General features: G+C 72.2%; 19 protein-coding genes and 1 pseudogene. 12 read left to right on the forward strand and 8 right to left on the reverse strand.

Features of this window, described 5'->3' with window-relative positions:
- Positions 1–36: 36 nt before the first annotated feature.
- From AQI95_RS03265 to AQI95_RS03275, 3 genes are all read right to left on the reverse strand, one after another.
- Positions 37–687, reverse strand: a complete 651-nt coding sequence (locus AQI95_RS03265) for a hypothetical protein (protein WP_208614057.1) — start codon at positions 685–687, stop codon at positions 37–39.
- Positions 675–1,214, reverse strand: coding sequence for a SigE family RNA polymerase sigma factor (locus AQI95_RS03270; protein ID WP_030751823.1), 540 nt, complete (start codon positions 1,212–1,214; stop codon positions 675–677). The genes AQI95_RS03265 and AQI95_RS03270 overlap by 13 nt, the downstream gene beginning before the upstream one ends.
- Before the next feature lie 271 nt (positions 1,215–1,485).
- Positions 1,486–2,361 (reverse strand): HhH-GPD family protein, encoded by an 876-nt coding sequence (locus tag AQI95_RS03275; protein ID WP_067117084.1) that lies wholly within the window; start codon positions 2,359–2,361, stop codon positions 1,486–1,488.
- Positions 2,362–2,541: 180 nt separating this feature from the next.
- On the opposite strand from AQI95_RS03275, the gene AQI95_RS03280 reads away from it, so the two are divergent.
- Positions 2,542–3,351 (forward strand): hypothetical protein, encoded by an 810-nt coding sequence (locus AQI95_RS03280; protein WP_208614058.1) that lies wholly within the window; start codon positions 2,542–2,544, stop codon positions 3,349–3,351.
- Positions 3,352–3,430: 79 nt separating this feature from the next.
- Here the strand turns inward: AQI95_RS03280 and disA are convergent, their stop codons facing one another.
- A complete protein-coding gene (gene disA, locus AQI95_RS03285) occupies positions 3,431–4,555 on the reverse strand; it encodes a DNA integrity scanning diadenylate cyclase DisA (protein ID WP_067116825.1) in 1,125 nt (374 codons plus the stop codon).
- 80 nt (positions 4,556–4,635) lie between these two features.
- Positions 4,636–6,045, reverse strand: coding sequence for a DNA repair protein RadA (gene radA, locus AQI95_RS03290; protein WP_067116828.1), 1,410 nt, complete (start codon positions 6,043–6,045; stop codon positions 4,636–4,638).
- 221 nt (positions 6,046–6,266) lie between these two features.
- On the opposite strand from radA, the gene AQI95_RS03295 reads away from it, so the two are divergent.
- On the forward strand, positions 6,267–7,985 hold the full coding sequence (locus tag AQI95_RS03295) for a BACON domain-containing protein (RefSeq protein WP_425264854.1): 1,719 nt from the start codon (positions 6,267–6,269) through the stop codon (positions 7,983–7,985).
- A 380-nt stretch (positions 7,986–8,365) separates the two neighbouring features.
- Here AQI95_RS03295 and AQI95_RS03300 read toward each other — a convergent pair whose 3' ends face one another.
- Positions 8,366–9,223: a DUF3109 family protein gene (locus tag AQI95_RS03300; protein ID WP_067116834.1), complete on the reverse strand. Its 858-nt coding sequence runs from the start codon at positions 9,221–9,223 to the stop codon at positions 8,366–8,368.
- Between the two features lie 71 nt (positions 9,224–9,294).
- Here AQI95_RS03300 and AQI95_RS03305 point away from each other — a divergent pair, with 71 nt between their 5' ends.
- The 4 genes from AQI95_RS03305 (at position 9,295) to ilvD (ending at position 14,062) form a co-directional block, all read left to right on the forward strand.
- A complete protein-coding gene (locus tag AQI95_RS03305; RefSeq protein WP_067116837.1) occupies positions 9,295–10,227 on the forward strand; it encodes a Ppx/GppA family phosphatase in 933 nt (310 codons plus the stop codon).
- A gap of 283 nt (positions 10,228–10,510) precedes the next feature.
- Positions 10,511–11,332, forward strand: a complete 822-nt coding sequence (locus tag AQI95_RS03310; RefSeq protein WP_425264849.1) for a sugar phosphate isomerase/epimerase family protein — start codon at positions 10,511–10,513, stop codon at positions 11,330–11,332.
- Positions 11,329–11,967, forward strand: a complete 639-nt coding sequence (locus tag AQI95_RS03315; RefSeq protein ID WP_067116843.1) for a TetR/AcrR family transcriptional regulator — start codon at positions 11,329–11,331, stop codon at positions 11,965–11,967. Before AQI95_RS03310 ends, AQI95_RS03315 begins: the two co-directional genes overlap by 4 nt.
- Before the next feature lie 241 nt (positions 11,968–12,208).
- A complete protein-coding gene (ilvD, locus tag AQI95_RS03320; protein ID WP_067116846.1) occupies positions 12,209–14,062 on the forward strand; it encodes a dihydroxy-acid dehydratase in 1,854 nt (617 codons plus the stop codon).
- 97 nt (positions 14,063–14,159) lie between these two features.
- On the opposite strand, the pseudogene AQI95_RS03325 reads toward ilvD, so the two are convergent.
- A pseudogene (locus tag AQI95_RS03325) lies at positions 14,160–16,362 on the reverse strand (serine/threonine-protein kinase).
- A 181-nt stretch (positions 16,363–16,543) separates the two neighbouring features.
- On the opposite strand from AQI95_RS03325, the gene AQI95_RS03330 reads away from it, so the two are divergent.
- The 6 genes from AQI95_RS03330 (at position 16,544) to proC (ending at position 21,051) form a co-directional block, all read left to right on the forward strand.
- A complete protein-coding gene (locus AQI95_RS03330; RefSeq protein ID WP_067116849.1) occupies positions 16,544–16,861 on the forward strand; it encodes an SH3 domain-containing protein in 318 nt (105 codons plus the stop codon).
- Between the two features lie 42 nt (positions 16,862–16,903).
- A complete protein-coding gene (locus AQI95_RS03335; protein ID WP_067116853.1) occupies positions 16,904–17,428 on the forward strand; it encodes a hypothetical protein in 525 nt (174 codons plus the stop codon).
- A gap of 178 nt (positions 17,429–17,606) precedes the next feature.
- Complete coding sequence (locus AQI95_RS03340; protein ID WP_067116856.1) at positions 17,607–18,398, forward strand: class I SAM-dependent methyltransferase; 792 nt, start codon at positions 17,607–17,609, stop codon at positions 18,396–18,398.
- A 172-nt stretch (positions 18,399–18,570) separates the two neighbouring features.
- On the forward strand, positions 18,571–19,401 hold the full coding sequence (locus AQI95_RS03345) for an ABC transporter ATP-binding protein (protein ID WP_107121530.1): 831 nt from the start codon (positions 18,571–18,573) through the stop codon (positions 19,399–19,401).
- Positions 19,398–20,171: an ABC transporter permease gene (locus AQI95_RS03350; RefSeq protein ID WP_067116862.1), complete on the forward strand. Its 774-nt coding sequence runs from the start codon at positions 19,398–19,400 to the stop codon at positions 20,169–20,171. Before AQI95_RS03345 ends, AQI95_RS03350 begins: the two co-directional genes overlap by 4 nt.
- 67 nt (positions 20,172–20,238) lie before the next feature.
- Positions 20,239–21,051 carry a pyrroline-5-carboxylate reductase gene (gene proC, locus AQI95_RS03355; protein ID WP_067116865.1) on the forward strand — a complete coding sequence of 271 codons (813 nt, stop codon included), beginning with the start codon at positions 20,239–20,241 and terminating at the stop codon, positions 21,049–21,051.
- A gap of 80 nt (positions 21,052–21,131) precedes the next feature.
- On the opposite strand, the gene trpS is transcribed toward proC, so the two are convergent.
- A complete protein-coding gene (gene trpS, locus AQI95_RS03360; protein ID WP_067117087.1) occupies positions 21,132–22,160 on the reverse strand; it encodes a tryptophan--tRNA ligase in 1,029 nt (342 codons plus the stop codon).
- Positions 22,161–22,731 lie beyond the last annotated feature (571 nt).

A 22,731-nucleotide genomic window follows, 5' to 3' on the forward strand; every position in this document is an offset into this window, starting at 1 on the left:
CGGTGCTCTCAGTCCTCGTGGTGTACGTGTGGGGGATCAGTTGTCCTGCGCGGACGCCGCAGTGCCGCTGGTCTTGCTGTAGTCGGTCTCGTGCTTGGCGTGCTCGGTGAACCGGCCCGCCTTCCACCTGTACGTGATCACAGTCTCGCGGGACGGGTTCGACACCGGATCGTCCGTCTCGTACACCTGCTTGGTCACGGTCAGGTCGGTGCCGTCGATCTCCGCGTAGACCGGCGACTCCTCCGCCTTGAACACATTCTTGTACGTGCCGTCGACGTCCCGGTACACGTACGTGGCGATCCCCACCCAGTCACCGCAGCTGGAGACGTTGACGAGGACGTCGTTGACGGATCCGCCCGTCAGATAGCCGTAGGTGACCTCTACGGGGTAGGCATTGGCGTCGCACGGCTTCAGCTCACGCTTCACCGTGGCGGAGACCTTCGGGTCCTCCTTGATCAGCGAGACCGCGTCCACCCGCCGGTAGCCGCCCGACGGGCTCGGCGAGGGGGAGGCGACCGCTCCCGCGACCGCCGACGCGTGTGCCGGGCCCTCGTCCCGGGCGCCGGTGCCCCCCGTGCCGCACCCGGCGACGAAAAGGGCGAGGGCGGCGAGCACGGCCCCCACCGCGATCACCGCCTGTGAACTGCCTCGGGCCCGTTCGGGCCCGGCCCCGGTCAAGCCGCGCAACGCTCCCGCTCCTCACGCTCCAGCGCGCGTGCGTCCAGATCGCGGGCCTCCAGCTCCTCGCGGAGCCGGGCGAGCGCCCGGTGCAGCGTGCTCTTGACCGTACCGGCCGACATGCCGAGGGCCGCGGCCGTCTCCTCTGTGGACATCTGCTCCCAGTGTCGCAGCACCACGACACTGCGCTGCTTCGGTGCGAGCACCTTCATGACATCCATCAGCAGGGCCCGGTCGGCGTGCTGCTCGGTGGAGTCGTCCACGGACGCGTCCGGCAGCTGCTCGGTCGGGACCTCCTCCAGCTTGCGCGCCCGCCACCACTCCGTACGGGTGTTGATCATGACACGGCGCAGATAGGCGTCGGCGAGCCGCTTGTCGGCGATGCCCTCCCAGCGGCCGTACGTGCGCACCAGCGCCGTCTGCAGCAGATCCTGGGCGTCGACGGGGTCCGGAACCAGCCGGCGAGCGCTGCGCAGCAGCGCGTCCTGCCGTGTGCGGACGTACTCCTCGAATTCGAGCACCTCGCCCTGCGCCATGATCAACCGCCTCCGTTCCCCGTTCACTCCGGCATCCGCCTGAAGTCCTGCGTCCCCGTGTCCGGTGGTCTGCCGGGCACGGAAAAGAAGCTACGGAGCTGTTGTCACGGCGCTGTCCGATCCAGCCTTCGGCTAGCAATCGGCTATCCGTCGGTTGTGTAACGGCCGTGGGGAAGGGGTATATGAGCTGACCGTTATGTACCTTTCTGTTGGCCTTTGTCGGTCGATTGGCTCCGTAACGAAGCCCCAAGGGCTGTGACTTGGCTGTCCGTCAGCTTTGCGGCAGCCGGTACAGGCCGCCCGGCAGCGGCTCCACCAGACCGTCCGCGACAAGCCCGTCGAGCGCGCGGGCGCGCTGCACCGGCTCGTGCCACACCCGGTCCAGCGCCGCCTGCGGTACCGGCGCGTGCGCCTCCCGCAGCACCGCCAGCAGCTTGCCGCGCACCTGCCGGTCCGTGCCCGCGTACGTCTGCCCCCGGCGCGGCGGCCCCGCGTGCTCGGGCTTGCCGGCCAGCCGCCAGGCGCACAACGGGGCGATCGGGCACCGCCCGCAGCCCTCGTTCTTCGCCGTGCACACCAGCGCGCCCAACTCCATGGAGGCGGCGGCCCAGCGCGCGGCCGTCCCGTCGTCCTGCGGCAACAGCTCGCGCGCGAGGCGCCGCTCGGCGGCCGTCGTCGCGTTCGGCGGGTACTGCACCCCCGTCACCGCCCGCGCGAAGACCCGGCGCACATTCGTGTCCAGCACCGCGTGCCGCTGCCCGTACGCGAACGACGCCACCGCGGCGGCCGTGTACTCGCCGATGCCGGGCAGCGCCAGCAGCTGTGAGTGGTTCGTCGGTACGTCCCCGCCGTGCCGCTCCGTTATGGCGACCGCGGCGCCGTGCAGCCTGAGGGCGCGGCGCGGATAGCCGAGCCGGCCCCAGGCGCGCACCGCCTCGCCCGGCGCCTCCTTCGCGAGGTCGGCGGGGCGCGGCCAGCGGGCCAGCCACTCCTCGTAGACGGGCAGCACCCGGTTGACCGGGGTCTGCTGGAGCATGAATTCGCTGACCATCACCCCCCAGGGACCTGCCTCCGGGCGGCGCCAGGGGAGGTCGCGGGCGTGGATGTCGAACCAGGCGATCACGGGGGTGTGGAGCTTCTCAGTCATGGCCTTCCGATCCTGCCACGGCTCGGCACCCATGGCAGGTGACGGCGCGGTCACTCAGCGTCGCTATGTGCGAAAGGCCGCGCCGTCGACGGTAGTTACCAGGATGATGATCCGGAAAAGTTGCCGCCCGAGCGGCGGGTGGCGCAAGCAAGCACACCGATCTCTCGTAAGGTTTGGGCCGTGGGATCTCTGCGCAATCCGGTCGGGCCGCTTCCCTCCTCGATCTACTGGCGAAGGAGGGTCGTACTGCTGTCCGTGGTCGCCGTGTTGGCGCTGGTGATCATGTGGATCGTCGCCGCCGGAGGCGGAGGCGGCAAGAAGGACGCGGGGGCGTCCAACGGCAAGAATCCCGTGGATACCATCACCCCCGGGCCGTCCTCGTCCGGGCCCGCGATCAGCCAACACCCCGGCGGGCGCGACGAATCGAGCGGTGGGGACTCCAGCGGAAGCGCTTCCGGTTCCGGCGGCGGCGACGGTGCGGACGCCGGCTCCTCCGGGTCCGGTGACGGCTCCGGAGGCGGCTCCGGTTCGGGCTCGGGCGGCGGCGTCGTCGCCGCGGGCGACGCGCTCCCGGCGTCCTCCGCGCTGCCCAACTGCGCGACCCCCGCACTGGCGTTGAGCCTGCGCAGTCTGCACAACTCCTACTCCCCGGACCAGACGCCGGCCTTCGAGCTCACCGCGAAGAACAGCTCGTCCGCCGACTGCAAGATCGATCTCGGTCCGAAGAACGCGGTGTTGACGATCACGCCGGCGGACGGGAGCGACGCGTTCTGGTCCTCGGCCGACTGCCCCAAGGGCCCGGGAAGCCTGGTGTTCCGGGTGCCGGCGGGCCAGAGCATCACCTACACCGTGAAGTGGGACCGCAGCCCGAGTGCGGCCCACTGCGCTACGCCCTCCGGCGGTTCGGCGGGGGCGGGAACGTATCTGTTGGAGGCGAAGGCGCCGGGGTTCGGGAAGCTGCAGGCGTCTTTCGTGCTGTCGGCCGACTGAGCGGCCCCAGGCGCCGGGCGCCGCACCCGCGGTCGTCGGGTCGGCACGCGCCCCGAGTCGGCGGGCGCCCGGCCCGATTTCAGACGTAGCGCTCCAGGATGGAGGACTCCGCCAGCCGCGACAGACCCTCCCGCACGCTCCTGGCCCGCGCCTCGCCCACGCCGTCCACGGTCTGCAGGTCGTCCACGCTGGCGGCGAGAAGCTTCTGCAGGCCCCCGAAATGCTCCACCAGCCGGTCGATGATCGCGCCCGGCAGGCGCGGGACCTTCGCCAGCAGCCGGAAGCCCCGCGGGGACACCGCGGAGTCGAGGGTCTCCGGGGACCCGGTGTAGCCCAGCGCACGCGCCACCGTGCTGAGTTCCAGCAGCTCCGCGTGGGTCAGCGCGTCCAGCTCGGACAGCGCCTCCTCGACCGTACGGGACCGCTTGGCCGTCGGCTCGGGGACATAGTCCCGGACGACCAGCTCGCGGTCCGGCTCGACGCCCGCGATCAGCTCCTCCAGCTGGAGGGCGAGAAGGCGGCCGTCCGTGCCCAGCTCGACCACGTACTCGGCGATCTCGGTGGCGATGCGGCGGACCATCTCCAGTCGCTGTGCGACGGCGGACACGTCCCGCACCGTCACCAGGTCCTCGATCTCCAGCGCCGAGAGGGTGCCCGCCACCTCGTCCAGGCGCAGCTTGTACCGCTCCAGGGTGGCGAGCGCCTGGTTCGCACGGGAGAGGATCGCGGCCGAGTCCTCGAGGACGCGGCGCTGGCCGTCGACGTAGAGGGCGATCAGCCGCATCGACTGGGAGACGGAGACCACGGGGAAGCAGACCTGCTTGCTGACCCGGTCCGCCGTACGGTGCCGGGTGCCGGTCTCCTCCGTCGGGATCGTCGGGTCCGGCACCAGCTGCACCCCGGCGCGCAGGATCTTCGACAGGTCCGACGACACCACGATGCCGCCGTCCAGCTTGCACAGCTCCCGCAGCCGGGTCGCGGTGAACTCCACGTCCAGCACGAATCCGCCCGTGCACATCGCCTCGACCGTCTTGTCGGAGCCGAGGACGATGAGCCCGCCGGTGTTGCCGCGCAGGACGCGTTCGAGGCCGTCGCGCAGGGCCGTACCGGGAGCCACGGCGCTCAGCGAGGCGCGCATCAGGCCATCGGAACCGGCACTCCCACCGGACTTTCCGGGAGCTGCTGCCCGGTCGTTGGCTGCCACTGCACTCCTCCGGTCGCAGGTTCTGACGCGCTCCCGTACCCGCACTCGGTTCGTACGGACGGGCGAGACCTGCGCAAAGTCTACCGGCGCTCCTCAGCCTCCTGTGGGGCCTCTCGGCGACGCGAGCGCGGCAGCACCCGCAGCGCGTCCCCCATGTCGGCCACTTCCAGGACCTTCATGCCGGCCGGCACCTTGCCAGGATCGGTGGGCACGAGCGCGTGTGTGAAGCCCAGGCGGTGCGCCTCGGCGAGCCTGCGCTGCACGCCCGTGACCCGTCTGACCTCGCCCGCGAGGCCCACCTCGCCGATGGCCACCAGATTCTTCGGCAACGGAGTGTCGCTGGCGGCGGAGGCCAGCGCGAGCGCGACCGCGAGGTCGGCGGCCGGCTCCGACAGCTTCACGCCGCCCACCGTCGCGGAGTAGATGTCCCGCTTGCCGAGCGCGCTGATCCGGCCGCGCTGCTCCAGCACGGCCAGCATCATCGACACGCGCGAGGTCTCCAGACCCGAGGTCGTGCGCCGCGGAGAGGGGATCTGGGAGTCGACCGTCAGTGCCTGCACCTCGGCCACCAGCGGGCGGCGGCCCTCCAGGGTGACGGTCAGACAGGTGCCGGGGACCGGTTCGTCCCGGCGGGTCAGGAAAAGTCCGCTCGGGTCGGCGAGGCCCGTGATGCCCTCGTCGTGCAGCTCGAAGCAGCCGACCTCGTCCGTGGCGCCGTAGCGGTTCTTCACGCCGCGCACCAGGCGCAGGCGCGCGTGCCGGTCGCCCTCGAAGTGCAGCACGACGTCCACCAGGTGCTCGAGGAGGCGGGGCCCCGCGATCGCGCCGTCCTTGGTGACATGGCCCACCAGCAGCGTGGACATGCCGCGCTCCTTGGAGGCGCGGATCAGCGCCCCCGCCACCTCCCGCACCTGGGCCATGCCGCCGGGCGCGCCCTCGATCTCGGGGGAGGCGACCGTCTGCACCGAGTCCAGGATCAGCAGGGACGGCTTCACCTCGTCCAAGTGTCCGAGGACGGCGGACAGATCGGTCTCGGCGGCCAGATACAGCTCGTCGTGGAGGGCACCGATGCGGTCCGCGCGCAGCCGCACCTGGCTCGCGGACTCCTCACCGGTGACATAGAGCGTGCGGTGCTCCGCGCTCGCGGACTTGGCGGCCACGTCCAGCAGCAGTGTGGACTTGCCGACTCCGGGCTCGCCGGCGAGCAGCACGACCGCGCCGGGCACGAGACCGCCGCCGAGCACCCGGTCCAGCTCGGGCACGCCGGTCGTACGGGCGGTGGCCTGGCGGCCGTCGACCTGGCTGATGGGCAGCGCGGAGGTGGAGACCCGGCCGGGTGCCGTCGTACGGACCGCGGGCGCGCCGTACTCCTCGACCGTGCCCCAGGCCTGGCACTCGGGGCAGCGGCCGAGCCACTTGGCCGTCTGCCAGCCGCACTCGGTGCAGCGGTAGGACGGGCGGTCCTTGGTGGTCTTGGTACGGGCAGCCATGCGGAAACCGTAGCCCGCGGCACTGACAATCCGTCCCCGGGCCGCCGCGGGGTCCTCACGGGACGCGTGCGGGTGAACCGGTATCGGCCACGCCCTGTCGGGATCGGGCCACGGCACATAGGGTTCCTGTCCCCTTATGAGGGATCGTTTCACCCGTACGGAGTAAAAGTGCTCAAGGTTCGAGAACGGGCACTCCGCCGCCGCCTACGGTCGCACGGGTGATGAGCAGCAGCCCGGAGACCACCACCCGCACCAGCGGCACGCACTGGGCGGCGCACCGCGAGGCGCGTGACGCGCGAGAGGCGCGGGAGGGGCGCGACCGCGTCGCCGGGCGCACCCTCGCCCAGCGTCCGCCGGCGCGCTACGAACCGTACCTGGACGGGCTGTTCACCTACTGCCTGTCGGTCCTGTGCGATCACGACGCGGCCACCGCCGCCCTCGGCGACGTCCTCGCCCTGGCCGAGCGGCGCGGCCACCGCGTGCCCCATGCCGCAGCCGACCGCAGGGCCTGGCTGTACGCGCTGGCCCGCTGGGCGTGCCTGCGCAAGCTGGCCGAGGCCAAGCAGAAACGTCAGGTCACCCACGCGGCGGGCCGTCCCACGGCGACGAGCCGGGCCCCCGAGCCGGCCCCGGCCCCGGAGATCCAGGAGCGACGGCGCCGCGAACTGGCCCTGCTGGCCTGGCCGGAAGCCGCCGGCACCACCCCGGAGCAGCGCGAGGCCCTGGAACTCGCCGTCCGCCACCACCTGGCCGCGCACGAGGTCGCCGCCGTCCTCGGCATGGAACCCACCGCCGCGCGCGACCTGCTCGCCACCGCCGCCTGCGAGGTCGAGCGCACCCGTGCGGCCCTCGCCGTCGTCGAGACCGGCGGCTGCCCCAACGTGGCCCACCTCACGGGGGACAGCCGGCTGGTCCTGAGCACCGCCCTGCGCCGCGAGCTGGTCCGGCATGTCGACGACTGCCCGCGCTGCCGCCGCACCGCCGAGCGCGCCGTGTCCGGCCGCTGGCCCGGCGCCACGGTCACCCCGGCCGAGCTGCCCGTCCTCGAAGCTCCCCGCGCGGCCCTCCACGTAGCCCTCGCCCACGCCCCGCGCGCGCGGGGCGTGGGCGTGCCCCGCTTCGACCGGCGCGGCTTCCCGATGGATCCCAAGGACCGCGCGGCCCGCCGCGACCGGCTACGCGCGCGTGCCGTGACGACGACGGTCGTCGCCACGGTGGTCGCCGCCCCCGTCCTGGCCCTGTGGGCCGCCTACCGGGGTGCCCCGACGGGGGAGGGGGACGGCCCCTCCGCCACCGCGCGCGAGGCGCAGGGCCCCGACGCGCTCGGCAGCGACCCGGCGGGCGGCTACGAGAACGCCGGGAACGCCAGCGCGCAGCCCGGCACGCGCATCGGCGAGGACGGCAAGGCGGACGTCTCCGTGGAGGTCGTCAGCGTCGCCGGGACGGGCGGGAAGGGCTCCGGACGGCTCGACGTCAGCGCCGCGAACGACGGCGACACCACGCTGATCACCCTCACCGCGGCCGGCTCCGCCCCGGTCGACTGGTCCGCGTCCACGTCGGCGCCCTGGCTCTACTTCAGTCAGCCCACGGGCACGCTCGCCCCCGGCGAGACGTCGACGATCAGGGTGTACATCGACCACCTCCGCGAGCCCTCCGGCCACTGGCACGCGCAGGTGGCGGTCTCCCCGGCCGGCACGGTGGTCTCCATCGACGGCTACGGCACGGCCCCGAGCCGCCGCCCCACACCCCCACCGTCCTCCTCCACCCCGACCCCCACCCCGCCCGGCACTCCGCCCCCCACGTCCCCACCGCCCACCCAGCCCCCGCCCTCCACCGATCCGACTCCCACCCCCACCGACCCCCCTCCGACCACCGACTCCCCGACCCCCACGCCCCCGCCCCCCTCCACCCCGGACACCCCGAGCCCTTCCGTGAGCTAGGAGTGCCTCTCGGAAGGTCGAAGGGCCGGGCCGCCTTCGCCGCACGGCTGCTGCCCCGTCCCCGTACGACACCGACATGCCGAGCACTTCAGGGTCTGTGGGTGGCTCATGCCGACGTGCGGCCGGACAGCCGGTCGGACTGGATCCGGGGCCGCGTGGGTAGCGGGGCTGCGTGGACACCGGGGCCGGGACCGCAGCGACGGGGGCAGGGCCGGGGAACCGGGGTCCGGGGGAGAGCGGGGGATGTGGCAGGTGTGGCAGGCGGGGGGATCTGGGGTGGCGGGGGAGCGTGGACGGGGGCGGGGGCGAACCCCCGCGGGTGGCTGTCCAACGGCCTCGGCTTGCCGTGCTTCCGCGGAGCTAGCGCGGCGGGTCCGCCGCTAGCGCGGCGGGTCCGCGGGGTGGGGGGCGACCAACGGCAGCTGCGACGCCAGTCGCTGCTCGCACAGCTCGACCAGACGGTCGTACCCCGCCTTGCCCATCAGCTCGGTCAGCTCGGCCCGGTAGGAGACGTACACCGGATCGCCCGCGCCGTGCGCCGAGGTCGCCGACGTGCACCACCAGTGCAGGTCATGGCCGCCCGGCCCCCAGCCCCGGCGGTCGTACTCGCCGATCGAGACCTGCAGGACGCGCGTGTCGTCGGGGCGGTCGATCCAGTCGTACGTGCGCCGGATCGGCAGCTGCCAGCACACGTCCGGCTTGGTCTCCAGCGGCTCCCGGCCCTCCTTCAGAGCGAGGATGTGCAGCGAGCAGCCCGCGCCGCCCGCGAAACCGGGCCGGTTCTGGAAGATGCACGAGCCCTGGTAGGGCCGGGTCTGGCGGGAGCCCTCGTCGTCCTGGGACACCCAGCCGTCCCGCGTGCCCTCGGCGTGGTGCTGCCAGATCTCCGGTGTGAGCCGCGCCACGTGCTCGGCGACCCGCTTCTCGTCGTCCTCGTCGGAGAAGTGCGCGCCCAGCGAGCAGCACCCGTCGTCCGCGCGGCCCGCCTGAATGCCCTGGCAGCCGCTGCCGAAGATGCAGTTCCAGCGAGAGGTCAGCCATGTCAGATCGCAGCGGAAGACCTGCTCGTCGTCCGCAGGATCAGGAAACTCCACCCAGGCGCGCGCGAAGTCGAGCCCCGTCTCGTCGCTCGGCTGCGGGGCCTGCTTGGACTTCTTGGACGTGGACGCCTTCGCCTGCGAAGAATCCTTCATTCCCTTGGAGGATTTGTGGTTCTTCGCCTTTTTCGTCTTTGGCACGCGTCCAGGGTAAGTGGCCGAGCACCGCTCCGGGGACCGTGCGCGGACGATCTGGCAGTAGCGTTCCGTATATGAGACTCGGTGTCCTGGACGTGGGTTCGAACACGGTGCATCTGCTGGTGGTGGACGCTCACCCCGGCGCGCGCCCGCTGCCCGCGCATTCGCACAAGGCCGACCTTCGGCTTGCCCAACTGCTCGACGACAGCGGTGCCATCGGCGACGACGGCGTGGAGAAGCTGGTCGGCGTCGTACGGGAAGCGCTCCAGGCCGCCGAGGACAAGGGTGTCGAGGACCTGCTGCCGTTCGCGACGTCCGCCGTCCGGGAGGCGACCAACGCCGACGACGTCCTCACGCGCGTGGCGGACGAGACCGGCGTACGACTCCAGGTGCTCACCGGCCCCGAGGAAGCCCGGCTGACCTTCCTCGCGGTCCGCCGCTGGTTCGGCTGGTCCGCCGGAAAGCTGCTGGTCCTGGACATCGGCGGCGGTTCCCTGGAGATCGCCTACGGCATAGACGAGGAGCCGGACACCGCCGTCTCGCTGCCGCTCGGCGCCGGTCGGCTCACCTCGGGCTGGCTGCCCGGCGACCCGCCCGCCGCCGAGGCCGTGCGCACGCTGCGCCGCCACGTCCGCGCGGAGATCGCCCGCACGGTCGGCGAGTTCAGCCGCTTCGGCGCCCCCGACCACGTGGTCGCCACGTCCAAGACCTTCAAACAGCTCGCCCGTATCGCGGGCGCCGCCCGCAGCGCCGACGGCCTCTACGTCCAGCGCGAGCTGAAGCGCGAGTCCCTGGAGGCCTGGGTCCCGCGCCTGGCCGGCATGACCGAGGACCAGCGCCGTGAACTTCCGGGGGTCTCGGAGGGCAGGGCCGGCCAGCTCCTGGCGGGCGCTCTGGTGGCCGAGGGGGCGATGGACCTGTTCGGCGTGGAGAGCCTCGAGGTCTGTCCATGGGCCCTGAGGGAGGGCGTGATCCTCCGGCGCCTCGACCACATGGGAAGCGCCTAGCCCCCCCGAGGGGGCGTGGGACCGCGGTGCGTGGCGCGCGGTGCGGCTGCGCCGCGACGGGCTGCACCGCGACGGGCTGCACCGCGACGGGCTGCACCGCGACGGGCTGCGCCGCGACGGGGGTGTGCCGGGACGGGTGTCCGCCGCGACCTGTGTCCGCCGGGATCGAGCGCGGTCGCGAACTCGGGGGAGCGGGCGACCGCGAGGCACCCGCACCCGCCCGAATGGCAAAGCTCACAACGGCGAACAGGCACCCCTCACCGGCCCCACCCCACGCCGTAAGGTGACGGACGTGGCTGAACCAACGGACGTGCGTATCGCGCTGTCGACGGCCTCCGTCTACCCGGAGTCCACGGCGACGGCCTTCGAGATCGCCGCGCGCCTCGGGTACGACGGCGTCGAGGTCATGGTGTGGACGGACCCGGTCAGCCAGGACATCGAGGCGCTGCGCCGCCTGTCGGACTACCACGGCATTCCCGTCCTGGCGGTCCACGCCCCCTGCCTGCTGATCACCCAGCGGGTCTGGTCGACGGACCCCTGGGTCAAGCTGCAGCGGGCCCGGGCGGCCGCCGAGAAGCTGGGTGCCTCCACCGTCGTCGTGCACCCGCCCTTTCGCTGGCAGCGCCAGTACGCGCGCGACTTCGTCGACGGGATCTGGCGGATGGCCGGCGAGACGGACGTACGGTTCGCCGTCGAGAACATGTACCCGTGGCGCTACCGCGATCGCGAGATGCTCGCCTACGCCCCCGACTGGGACGTCACCCAGCACGACTACCGGCACTTCACGATCGACCTCAGCCACACGGCGACCGCCCGCGCGGATGCCCTGGACATGATCGGGCGCATGGGCGACCGACTCGGCCATGTGCACCTCGCCGACGGCCGGGGCTCGGCCAAGGACGAGCACCTGGTGCCCGGCCGCGGCAACCAGCCCTGCGCCGAGTTGCTGGAGCACCTCGCACTCTCCGGCTTCGACGGGCATGTCGTCATCGAGGTCAACACCCGGCGGGCGATGTCCAGCGCCGAGCGCGAGGCCGACCTCGCCGAGGCCCTGGCCTTCACCCGCAAGCACCTGGCGTCGGCGGTACGGGTGCCCCGGCCATGATCGAGACCCCGACCCCCGCCGATCCTGCCGAGCCCGAGCCGACCGCCCGCAGACGGGGCAGGCCGCCGCGCGCGGAGTCCGCCGACACCCGCGACCGCATCCTCACCGTGGCCCGCGAGGAGTTCTCCGAGCGCGGGTACGAGAAGACGTCCGTGCGCGGTATCGCCAAGGCGGCCGGTGTCGACTCCGCGCTGGTCCACCACTACTTCGGCACCAAGGAGCAGGTCTTCGAGGCGGCCATCTCGGTCTCCTTCTCGGCCGCGCTGCACGCCCCCGAGGCGGTGGCCGCCGGGCCCCTGGACGGTGTGGGGGAGCGGCTGACCCGCTTCGTCTTCGGTGTCTGGGACAACCCCGCGACCCGCGCGCCCCTCCTCGCGGTCCTCCGGTCCGCGGTGAACAACGAGACCGCGGCGGCTGTCTTCCGCCGGGTGATCGCCACCCAGCTGCTGCGCCGGATCGCCGCCCAGGTGGACCTGCCGGACGCGGAACTGCGGGCCGAACTGGCGGCCGCGCAGATCGTGGGCACGGCGATGATGCGCTACGTGATCAAGCTGGAGCCGCTGGCGTCGGCGGACCTGGAGCAGATCATCGCGCGCATCGCCCCGGTCGTGCAGCACCACCTCACGGCCAGGTGACACCCGCGTCTCGTGGCCGGGCGGCACCCGCGTCCCACGGCCAGGCGATCCCCGTGTCCTGCGGTCGGCCGGCCCCCGTGTTCCGCGGCCCGCCGGCCCCCGAGTCTCCCGGTGGGATGAAACACGCGTCCCGCATTCCGGACAACCGTGTCCAGCGTTTGGAGCACCGGCGTAGGCTCGACCGTAGTGTCAGAAGTCTCTGGCAGTAGGTATTCGTAGGTCTTCGAAGGAGCGAGCGACGATGCCCGAGCTGAGGTCCCGCACAGTCACCCACGGCCGCAACATGGCGGGCGCCCGCGCCCTGATGCGCGCCTCCGGTGTACCCGGTGCGGACATCGGCCGGAAGCCGATCATCGCGGTCGCGAACTCCTTCACCGAGTTCGTGCCCGGCCACACGCATCTGCAGCCGGTCGGCCGGATCGTCAGCGAGGCGATCAAGGAGGCGGGCGGCATCCCGCGCGAGTTCAACACGATCGCCGTGGACGACGGCATCGCGATGGGCCACGGCGGCATGCTCTACTCCCTGCCCTCCCGCGACCTGATCGCGGACTCGGTGGAGTACATGGTCGAGGCCCACTGCGCCGACGCCCTGGTCTGCATCTCCAACTGCGACAAGATCACGCCGGGCATGCTGCTGGCCGCGCTGCGCCTGAACATCCCGACGGTCTTCGTCTCCGGCGGTCCGATGGAGGCCGGCCGCGCCACGCTCGTGGACGGCACGGTCCGCACCCTCGACCTGGTCGACGCGATCTCCGACGCCGTCAACGACAAGATCTCCGACGAGGACATCCTCCGCATCGAGGAGAACGCCTGCCCGACCTGCGGCAGCTGTTCCGGCATGTTCACCGCCAACTCGATGAACTGCCTGACCGAGGCGATCGGCCTGTCCCTGCCCGGCAACGGCTCGGTCCTCGCCACCCACACCGCACGCAAGCAGCTCTACGTCGACGCGGCGCGCACGGTCATGGACATCACCCGCCGCTACTACGAGCAGGACGACGAGTCGGTCCTTCCGCTCAACGTCGCGACGTTCGCCGCCTTCGAGAACGCCATGGCCCTCGACATCGCGATGGGCGGCTCCACCAACACGATCCTGCACCTGCTGGCCGCCGCCCAGGAGGCGGGCGTCCCCTTCGGCCTGGAGCAGATCGACGCCGTCTCGCGCCGGGTGCCGTGCCTCGCCAAGGTCGCGCCCAACGTCGCGAAGAACCGCACGTACTACATGGAGGACGTGCACCGCGCCGGTGGCATCCCCGCCCTGCTCGGCGAACTGCACCGCGCGGGCCTGCTCAACGAGGACGTGCACGCGGTCCACAGCCCCTCCCTGGCCGACTGGCTCAAGACCTGGGACGTGCGCGGCGGCTCGCCCTCCCCCGAGGCGGTCGAACTGTGGCACGCGGCCCCGGGCTGTGTCCGCTCCGCCGAGGCCTTCTCCCAGTCCGAGCGCTGGGAGGCCCTGGACGACGACGCCGAGGGCGGCTGCATCCGCTCCGCCGAGCACGCCTACTCCAAGGACGGCGGCCTCGCGGTCCTGAGGGGCAACCTGGCGGTCGACGGCTGCGTGGTGAAGACGGCCGGTGTCGACGAGTCCATCTGGACCTTCGAGGGCCCGGCCGTCGTCTGCGAGTCCCAGGAGGAGGCCGTCCAGCGGATCCTCACCCAGGAGGTCAAGGACGGCGACGTCGTCGTCATCCGCTACGAGGGCCCCAAGGGCGGCCCCGGCATGCAGGAGATGCTCTACCCGACCTCGTATCTGAAGGGCCGTGGCCTCGGCAAGACCTGCGCCCTGATCACCGACGGCCGCTTCTCCGGCGGCACCTCGGGCCTGTCCATCGGCCACGCCTCCCCGGAGGCTGCCTCCGGCGGCACCATCGCCCTGGTCCAGGACGGCGACCGCATCCGCATCGACATCCCGAACCGCACGATCGAGCTGCTGGTCGACGAGGCGGAGCTGTCCCGCCGTGAGCAGGCCCTGGGCGGCGCCTACGCCCCCAAGAACCGCGACCGCAAGGTGTCGGCGGCGCTGCGGGCCTACGCCGCGATGGCGACCAGCGCCGACAAGGGCGCGGTCCGCGACGTGACCAAGCTGGGCTGACCCGCACAGGGACACAGACGTCGGGGCCGCCTCCGTCGGGCGGCGGCCCCGACGTCTGTGTCCCCCTGTCCGTCGCCCCCGTCCGCCCCTCTGTCCGTCACCAGCCGGACGGGTTGTGCGCGGCGACGCCGAAGACCGTTCCGTCGGGGGCGGCGGCGTAGACGTGGCCGTCGACGACGAGAGGCGCCGGCAGGTCGGCCGTGACCTTGTCCGCGTCGGCGCCGAGCCGCGGCCGGGTCTGCCCGACGAGCCGGCCGTCGCGCGCGTCGATCGCCAGCAGGCGTCCGTCGGCCGCCGTGAAGTAGACGTGCGCACCGTCGCCGACCGGGGCCGAACCGCGGATGACGGACGTCTCGATGTGCCAGCGCCGCTTTCCGGCGCTCAGGTCCACCGCCTCCAGCGAGCCGCCCGTGGCCAGCAGGTAGACCACGTCGCCGACCATGCCGGCCTGCGGGGTCAGCCGGGGCACCGGCAGCGCCACCCGGCGCGTCGTCCTCGACGCCGGCGCGTAGCGCACCACGCCGTCGGTCTCCCCGGAGAGCCTGTCGACGGAGAGGAGGACCAGGGACGTGCCGTGGCTGCCGACGGGCTCGAGCACCCCCTTCAGCGAGGCCTCCCAGCGCACGGCACCGGTATGGGGATCCATCGCGGTGATGTGCGTGCGCGTGTTGTCCTGGGACGTGCTGGTCGCGTAGGCCAGTGGGTCCCCGGCGAACGAGGCGAGGAACGGCGTGCCGGAGCCGGGGAGCCGCCGACTCCACTTCGTCCGGCCCGATGTGCCGGCCACGCCGGTGATCGTTCCGTCGGCGCCGGTGAGCAGGGGCGTGCCGCCGGCGTACCGGACCGTCGTGCCGTGGGGCAGCGGCCGCTTCCACAGCTGCTTGCCGGAGCGCAGGTCGAAGCCCTGCAGCAGCGTGCTGCCGTCCGTGCTGAGCTGTACGACGGAGCCCAGGAGGACCGGCGGTTCGCTGATGGGCTCGGCGGCGACGGGGCGACGCCACAGCAGCTTTCCGTCGGCCGGGGAGAGGGCGAAGACCGCGCCGGGCCGCGCACACAGCAACGTGCCGGCTCCGTAAGAACACTGCGGCATCCCACTCCCTTCGGGCGCCGGCCCGGCCGCCCAGGAGCTGAACACGGCGGCCTTGGTGTGCGGGGTCGTGCCGGCCGACGCGGGGCCGTCGCTCCCCATCAGCTGTACGGAGGCCAGCGCGGCGACCACGACGAGGCCGAGGGCTCCGGCACCCAGAGCCACCTTCCGCCCGACGCGCCCCCCCGACGCGCCCCCCGACGCGCCTCCCGGCGGGCCGCTTGACCGGCGCCTGCGACTGCCCGGCTCGGGACCGCGGAGCCGGCTCGTCGCCCGACGGCGGAACCGGCGCCTCGCCCGACTGCGCGGCCGGCGCCCCGCCGGACCGCTGGGCCGGCCCGTCGCTCGACCGCTGGGCCGGTATGAACGCCTGTGTGTCGTACGAGGCCGCCGCCGAACGCAGTTCCCGCATGAGTTCATCGGGGGTCGGCCGGTCCTCCGGCTCCTTGGCGAGACACCGCCGTACCAGCGGCGCCATGTCCTCCGGCACACCGGTGAGGTCGGGTTCGTCGTGCACGACCTGGTAGGCGACGACGTACGGACTGTCGGAGTCGAAGGGCCCGCGCCCGGTCGCGGCGTGCACCATCACGGAGCCGAGCGCGAAGATGTCGGCGGCGGGCCCCACTTCGCGTGGCCGCCGGAACTGCTCGGGCGCCATGAAGGGCGGGGTGCCGATCAACTTGCCGGTCTCGGTGCGCAGTTCACTGTCCTTCGGCCGGGAGATGCCGAAGTCGATCACCTTCGGGCCGTCCTCGGCGAGCAGTACGTTGCTCGGCTTCAGGTCCCGGTGCACGACCCCGACCCGGTGGATGTCACGCAGCGCCTCGGCCAGCCCCGCCATCAGCCGCCGCACCTGCGCCGGAGCCATCGAACCGTTCCGCTTCACCTCGGCGGACAAGGTCGGGCCCGGGATGAACAGCGTGGCCATCCAGGGCCGTTCGGCATCCGGGTCGGCGTCGACGACGGGCGCGGTGAAGGCGCCGCTCACCTTGCGGGCGGCGGCCACCTCCTGCCGAAAACGCCCCCGGAACTCGGGATCCCGGGCGAACTCGGCATGGACGACCTTGACCGCGAGCTTCATCCCCGAGGTGCTCCGGGCCAGATGGACGACCCCCATGCCACCCGAGCCCAGGTGTGACTCCAGGCGATAGTGACCGGCGTACTCGGGAAGTTCCGCTTCCGCGCCCGCCCCCGTGTTCCTGTGTGGCGTCATGCGACCACCCCCGTGCTGTTCGTCCGCGCGCGCGACGCACGGAGCCTAGTCGATGACTCGTGCGAGACAGAGGCGGCTTGCTAGCCTTCGCGCGCGAGTCGCGCACGGATGTTTCGTGGCGCGGCCGAGGGGAACAAGCGGTGCCCATGGGAAGCATGGGACTCGAGGGGGAAGGTTTCACATGTCTGTTGACCGTGTCGAAGAGGCCCAGGCCGGCATCGACTCCGAGGCCATGACGGCCGACACCGCCGTGCGCACGTACGCGGTCGCTCCGGGCGTCCGGCTGAACGTGCGCAACGGCCCCGGCACCAGCTTCGGCATCGTGCGCGTCCTCCCGGAGGGAACCCGCGTCCCGATCTTCTGCCAGACCCCGGGTACGACGGTGAGCGGCCCGTACGGCACGACCGCGATCTGGGACAACATCGACAACGGCCAGTACGTCTCCGACGCCTACGTCCACACCGGCACCGACGGCTACGTCGCCTCGCGCTGCGCCTGACCCCACCGGGGGCCCGTCCCGGTCCGGCGCCATAATCGTTCCGTGAGCGACGAAACCGGCACCCCGGACACCCCGGCGGGCTCCTCGGACGGCGCGGCCCCGAGCAGCGGCCCCCGCCCCGAGCCCCTCCGCTTCTTCGGCACCACCTGGGTGAACCACGACAACGGCTACACCGCCCGTCGGGTCGGCGTCGCCGTCGGGTCCCTCGCCGCGGCCGTCGCCTCCTGTCTGGTCCTGCGCCTCGCCTACGAGGGCATCCAGATCGCCGACACCGGCTCCTTCGTGACTGTGCTGATCATCGCCATGTTCGCGATCTGCAGCGCGCTCGCCTTCCGCAACACCTTGGAGGGCTTCGGCAAGCGCCACGACCCGCAGCGGCAGGCCTCGCTGCGCGGTCTGCTCGCCATCGGCTTCGTCGGCTCCCTCCTCGCCTACTTCTTCCGCTCCCTCACCGAGGCCCCGGGCGAGAAGCTGCACCGCGAGGAGTACGAGAAGGCCCGCGAGGCGTACGAGCGCCGCTCCTCCCGGCGCACCGGCAACCCGTCGAAGAAGAAGCGCCACCACTGAGGCGGGCCGCACCGAGGCGGGCCGCACCGACACTGCCGGAGCCACCTCGCACCCGCGTTCCGCCCTGAGGGCATCCGCCCCGAAAACCCCCTCCCGGACCCGGATCCCGCCCGGAAAATCGGCGCCCACCCCCGAAATTCCGCTGTCGTCCTCTCCCCGGCCTCTCCACGATGTCCGTATGACCACGACACAGCCGTCCTCGCCCACCCCCTCGCACTCGGCCCGCGCGCACTCCTTCAACTCCGCGGCCGCGCAGTACGCGGCGAACCGCCCCTCCTATCCGCCCGCCCTCTTCGACACCGTCGAGGAACTGGCCGGCCGGTCCCTGTCCGGGGCCAGGGTCGTGGACGTCGGGGCCGGCACGGGCATCGCGACCGCCCTCCTGCACGACCGCGGCGCCGACGTCCTCGCCGTCGAACCCGGCGCGGGCATGGCCGCCGAGTTCCACCGCGGGCTCCCGCACCTCCCGATCGTCCGAGGCAACGGCAACGCCCTTCCCGTCGCCGACGCACAGGCCGACTTCGTCACCTACGCCCAGGCCTGGCACTGGACCGACACCGCCCGCTCGGTGCCGGAGGCACTGCGGGTGCTGCGGCCGGGCGGCGCGCTGGCGCTGTGGTGGAACACCGAAGCGCTCGACATCGACTGGATCGCCGAGGCCGCCGACCGCACGGCCCGTTGCACCGGAGTGGACGGCGCCGCCGAGAAGCGCGAGGCCGGCGAGAGCACGGACCTGGCCGACCCCAGCGGGCGCCTGGACTTCGTCCGCCGCGACGTCCGCTGGAGCCGCCGCGTCCCGGTCGACACCCATCTCGCCAACGTCGGCAGCCACTCGGCCTTCCTCGTGCTGCCCGAGCAGCGCCGGACCGCCTTCCTGCGGGAGGAGCGCGCCCATCTGCTGAAGGTCTTCCCGGACGGCATCGTCGAGGAGACCTACGACGTACTCCTCCTCGTCGCCACCAAGCCCTGAGCGAAGCCCTGAGCGAAGCCCTGACCGGGGCGACGTCCCCCTGACAGCGGCGACCGGGTGCCTCCCGGCCGCCGCTGCCGTCCCGGCACCCCGCCCGCACCGACACGCGCCGCCGGACGCCACCGCACAGCCCTTGACGCCCGGGGCCCCCGGGCCGATTATTCATCGCGTGATGAATTACTTGCCGGGCCAGCCGAGCGAACCGCTCACCACCTCCCCGGCCCCCGCCGTCCACGCCGACGACCTCACCGTCGTCCGCGGCCCCCGCACCGTCCTGCACCACCTCGGCTTCACCGTCCCCCGCGGCCAGATCACCGGCCTGCTCGGCCCGTCCGGCTGCGGCAAGTCCACCCTCATGCGCGCCGTCGTCGGCACCCAGGCCAAGGTCACCGGCACCCTCGACGTCCTCGGCCGACCCGCCGGCCACCCCACCCTGCGCAGCCGCATCGGCTACGTCACCCAAGCCGCCTCCGTCTACGACGACCTGACCGTCCGCCAGAACCTCGAGTACTTCGCCGCGGTCCTCGACCCGGGCCGCGCCGCCGCGGAGCGCCGCCACGAACACGTCACCCGGGCCATCGCCGACGTCGACCTCACCAGCCACGCCGACGCCCTCGCCGGCAACCTCTCCGGGGGCCAGCGGAACCGGGTCTCACTCGCCGTGGCCCTCCTCGGCACGCCGGAACTCCTCGTCCTGGACGAACCCACCGTCGGCCTCGACCCCGTCCTGCGCCGCGACCTGTGGAACCTCTTCCACGACATCGCCGCCACCCGCGGCGCCACCCTCCTCGTCTCCTCCCACGTCATGGACGAGGCCGAGCGCTGCCACCGCCTCCTCCTCATGCGCGAGGGCGATGTACTCGCCGACGAGAGCCCCGAGGCCCTGCGCAGCCGCACCGGCACCGACACCGTCGAGGCCGCGTTCCTCCGCCTCGTCGACGAGGCCACCGCCGCACACCGCACCGAGGCGCCGACCCGCCACACCCAGGAGCCGACCCGATGAGTACGACCGCCCCGGCCGCCCCCACCGCCGCGCTCGACGCCGCCCGCACCACCGCCACCGCGGCCCGGGTGCTGCGCCAGCTCCGCCACGACCCGCGCACGATCGCGCTGATGATCCTCGTCCCGTGCCTGATGCTGATCCTGCTGCGCTACGTCTTCGACGGCAGCCCCCGCACCTTCGACAACATCGGCGCATCCCTGCTCGGCATCTTCCCGCTGATCACGATGTTCCTGGTCACCTCCATCGCCACCCTGCGCGAACGCACCTCCGGCACCCTCGAACGCCTTCTCGCCATGCCCCTCGGCAAGGCCGACCTCATCGCCGGCTACGCCCTCGCCTTCGGTGCCGTCGCCATCGTCCAGTCCGCCCTCGCCACCGGACTCGCCGTGTGGCTGCTCGGCCTCGACGTCACCGGCTCCCCCTGGCTGCTCCTCCTCGTCGCCCTCCTCGACGCCCTGCTCGGCACGGCCCTCGGTCTCTTCGTCTCGGCCTTCGCGGCCTCGGAATTCCAGGCGGTCCAGTTCATGCCCGCGGTGATCTTTCCCCAGCTCCTCCTCTGCGGCCTCTTCACTCCCCGGTCCGACATGCACCCCGCGCTCACGGCCGTCTCCGACGTCCTGCCGATGTCGTACGCCGTCGACGGCATGAACCAGGTCCTCCACCACAGCGACATGACGGCGACCTTCGTACGAGACGTCCTGATCGTGGCCGGCTGCGCGCTGCTCGTCCTCGCTCTGGGCGCGGCCACCCTCCGGCGCCGCACCTCCTGATCCCCGTCCGTGTCCCGGCTGCCGGACAACCGCCCGCACCCCGCAGGCCCGGTGCGAGGATGACCTCATGAGCCAGAAAGTCGCAGTCCTCGGCACCGGCAAGATCGGCGAAGCCCTGCTCAGCGGGATGATCCGGGGCGGCTGGGACCGCGCCGACCTCCTGGTCACCGCCCGCCGCCCCGAACGCGCCGAAGAACTCCGCACCCGCTACGGAGTCACCCCGGTCACCAACACCGAGGCAGCCAAGACCGCCGACACCCTCATCCTCACGGTTAAGCCGCAGGACATGGGCACCCTCCTGGACGAGCTGGCCCCGCACGTCCCCGCCGACCGCCTGATCATCAGCGGCGCCGCCGGCATCCCCACCTCGTTCTTCGAGGAACGCCTGGCCGCGGGCACCCCGGTCGTGCGTGTCATGACCAACACCCCGGCACTCGTCGACGAGGCCATGTCCGTCATCTCCCCCGGCAGCCACGCCACCGCCGACCACCTCGCCACCGCCGAGGGGATCTTCGGCGCCGTGGGCAAGACGCTCCGCGTCCCCGAGACCCAGCAGGACGCCTGCACCGCCCTGTCCGGCTCCGGCCCCGCCTATTTCTTCTATCTGGTCGAGGCCATGACCGACGCCGGCATCCTGCTCGGCCTGCCCCGCGACAAGGCCCACGACCTCATCGTCCAGTCCGCCATCGGCGCCGCCGTGATGCTCCGCGACAGCGGCGAACACCCCGTCAAGCTGCGCGAGAACGTCACCTCCCCGGCCGGGACGACCATCAACGCCATCCGCGAACTGGAGAACCACGGCGTACGAGCCGCCCTCATCGCCGCCCTCGAAGCCGCCCGCGACCGCAGCCGCGAACTCGCCACCGGCAAGAAGGACTGACCCGGCGCCGGGGGCGACGGCCGATCGGCAGCCGCCCGCCCCCGTACGCGCGGGCTCCGCGCGTACGGGGGCGGCAGGCCCTAACCGCCGGTCCGGCTCAACGCCGTGTCGAAGGCCGGCGGCAGCAGCCCGATCGCCCGGTACGCCGCGTCGACGGTCGGTCGGGCCATCGCTCTCGCCTTCTTCGCACCCTCGCGCAGCACCCCCTCCACGAAGGCAGGGTCCGCGCACAGCTCCCGGTGCCGGGCCTGCACGGGCCTGAGGACTTCCACCACGGCCTCCGCGGTGTCCTTCTTCAAGGCGCCGTACGACTCGTACACATCGGCCAAGGCCTCCGGGTTCCCACCCGTGCACGCCGCGAGGATCTCCAGCAGGTTCGCGACCCCCGGCCGCCCCTCCCGGTCGTACTCCACGTCCCGCCCGCTGTCGGTCACGGCACGCATGACCTTCTTGCGCACGTCGTCCGGCTCGTCGAGCAGGTAGACGACCCCCAGACCCGACTCGTCCGACTTCCCCATCTTCGCCGTCGGGCTCTGCAGATTCATCACCCGCGCCGCCACCCCCGGCCGCGTCGCCTTCGGGACCACGAACGTGTGGCCGTACCGCTGGTTGAACCGCGCCGCCAGATCCCGCGCCAGCTCGACATGCTGCACCTGATCGTCCCCGACCGGCACCTCGCCGGCGCCGTACGCCAGGATGTCCGCCGCCATCAGCACCGGATACGTCAGCAGCGACAGCCGCACACTCGCACCACGCTCCTGCTGCCGCGCGACCTTCTCCTTGTACTGGATCATCCGCCGCATCTCACCGTCGGACGCCACGCACTCCAGCAGATACGACAGCCGCGTGTGCTCGTCGACATGGCTCTGCAGGAACACGGTGCACACTTCAGGATCGAGCCCGGCCGCCAGCATCAGCGTCGCGGTCTGCCGACTGAGCCTGCGCAATCGCGCCGGATCCTGGTCCACGGTCAGCGCGTGCAGATCCACTACGCAGAACAGGGCGTCGGCCTGGTGCTGGTCCGTCTCCACCCAGCGCCGCAGGGCTCCCAGGTAGTTGCCCAACGTCAGGTGCCCGGTCGGCTGGATCCCGCTGAAGACCCGTGTCATCTCCACTCCACCTCCTGGTCGGGACCGCCGCTCCTGCGGCCGTCCCCCGGAGCCCGGAGGAGATACGAGAACGGCCGCCGAAGCGGCGGCCGTTGGATGCATACGTGAGTACGGCCGCCGTCAGGCGGCCCACCAAAGCTGGGTACACGTACGCGTCGTCATGTCCGTCAGAGTACGCCCCGGGGGCACCCTGAGGACAAGAGTTGACACACCCCACCCCGATCCGTACTGTTCTCCGAGTTGTCCGACGTGAGCGCCGACCCCGGTCGGTCCCCGGACAGCCACTCCGCAAGTACCAACCAGCAATCGACGCTCCGGCGCCGAGTGCTTCGGCGTGCGTATTTGCGAAATGAGGAATCCGCGTTCGAAAGGACGCAGCCCCCGATTAGCTCGGGAGCACGGAATCCGCTAAAGTCTCACTCGTCGGAACGGCCCAGCGGCCAGGAAGACAAACCCCCCTGACTGGGAGTCAGACGCCGAAAGGATCTGATAGAGTCGGAACCGCCGGAAAGGAAACCGCGAGAAAGAAGCGGGAACCTGGAAAGCACCGAGGAAATCGGATCGAGAAAAG

This window comes from Streptomyces yokosukanensis, assembly GCF_001514035.1.
In the GTDB taxonomy this organism is placed as follows: Bacteria; Actinomycetota; Actinomycetes; order Streptomycetales; family Streptomycetaceae; genus Streptomyces; species Streptomyces yokosukanensis.

Excerpts from the sequence above, each read along its gene's own strand:
- trpS (WP_067117087.1), bottom strand. The coding sequence starts at position 22,160 with ATGACACGGGTCTTCAGCGGGATCCAGCCGACCGGGCACCTGACGTTG.
- AQI95_RS03305 (WP_067116837.1), top strand. The coding sequence starts at position 9,295 with ATGAGACTCGGTGTCCTGGACGTGGGTTCGAACACGGTGCATCTGCTG.
- AQI95_RS03330 (WP_067116849.1), top strand. The coding sequence starts at position 16,544 with ATGTCTGTTGACCGTGTCGAAGAGGCCCAGGCCGGCATCGACTCCGAG.
- AQI95_RS03270 (WP_030751823.1), bottom strand. The coding sequence starts at position 1,214 with ATGGCGCAGGGCGAGGTGCTCGAATTCGAGGAGTACGTCCGCACACGG.
- AQI95_RS03315 (WP_067116843.1), top strand. The coding sequence starts at position 11,329 with ATGATCGAGACCCCGACCCCCGCCGATCCTGCCGAGCCCGAGCCGACC.
- radA (WP_067116828.1), bottom strand. The coding sequence starts at position 6,045 with ATGGCTGCCCGTACCAAGACCACCAAGGACCGCCCGTCCTACCGCTGC.
- ilvD (WP_067116846.1), top strand. The coding sequence starts at position 12,209 with ATGCCCGAGCTGAGGTCCCGCACAGTCACCCACGGCCGCAACATGGCG.
- AQI95_RS03345 (WP_107121530.1), top strand. The coding sequence starts at position 18,571 with ATGAATTACTTGCCGGGCCAGCCGAGCGAACCGCTCACCACCTCCCCG.
- AQI95_RS03295 (WP_425264854.1), top strand. The coding sequence starts at position 6,267 with ATGAGCAGCAGCCCGGAGACCACCACCCGCACCAGCGGCACGCACTGG.
- AQI95_RS03350 (WP_067116862.1), top strand. The coding sequence starts at position 19,398 with ATGAGTACGACCGCCCCGGCCGCCCCCACCGCCGCGCTCGACGCCGCC.
- proC (WP_067116865.1), top strand. The coding sequence starts at position 20,239 with ATGAGCCAGAAAGTCGCAGTCCTCGGCACCGGCAAGATCGGCGAAGCC.
- AQI95_RS03340 (WP_067116856.1), top strand. The coding sequence starts at position 17,607 with ATGACCACGACACAGCCGTCCTCGCCCACCCCCTCGCACTCGGCCCGC.
- AQI95_RS03275 (WP_067117084.1), bottom strand. The coding sequence starts at position 2,361 with ATGACTGAGAAGCTCCACACCCCCGTGATCGCCTGGTTCGACATCCAC.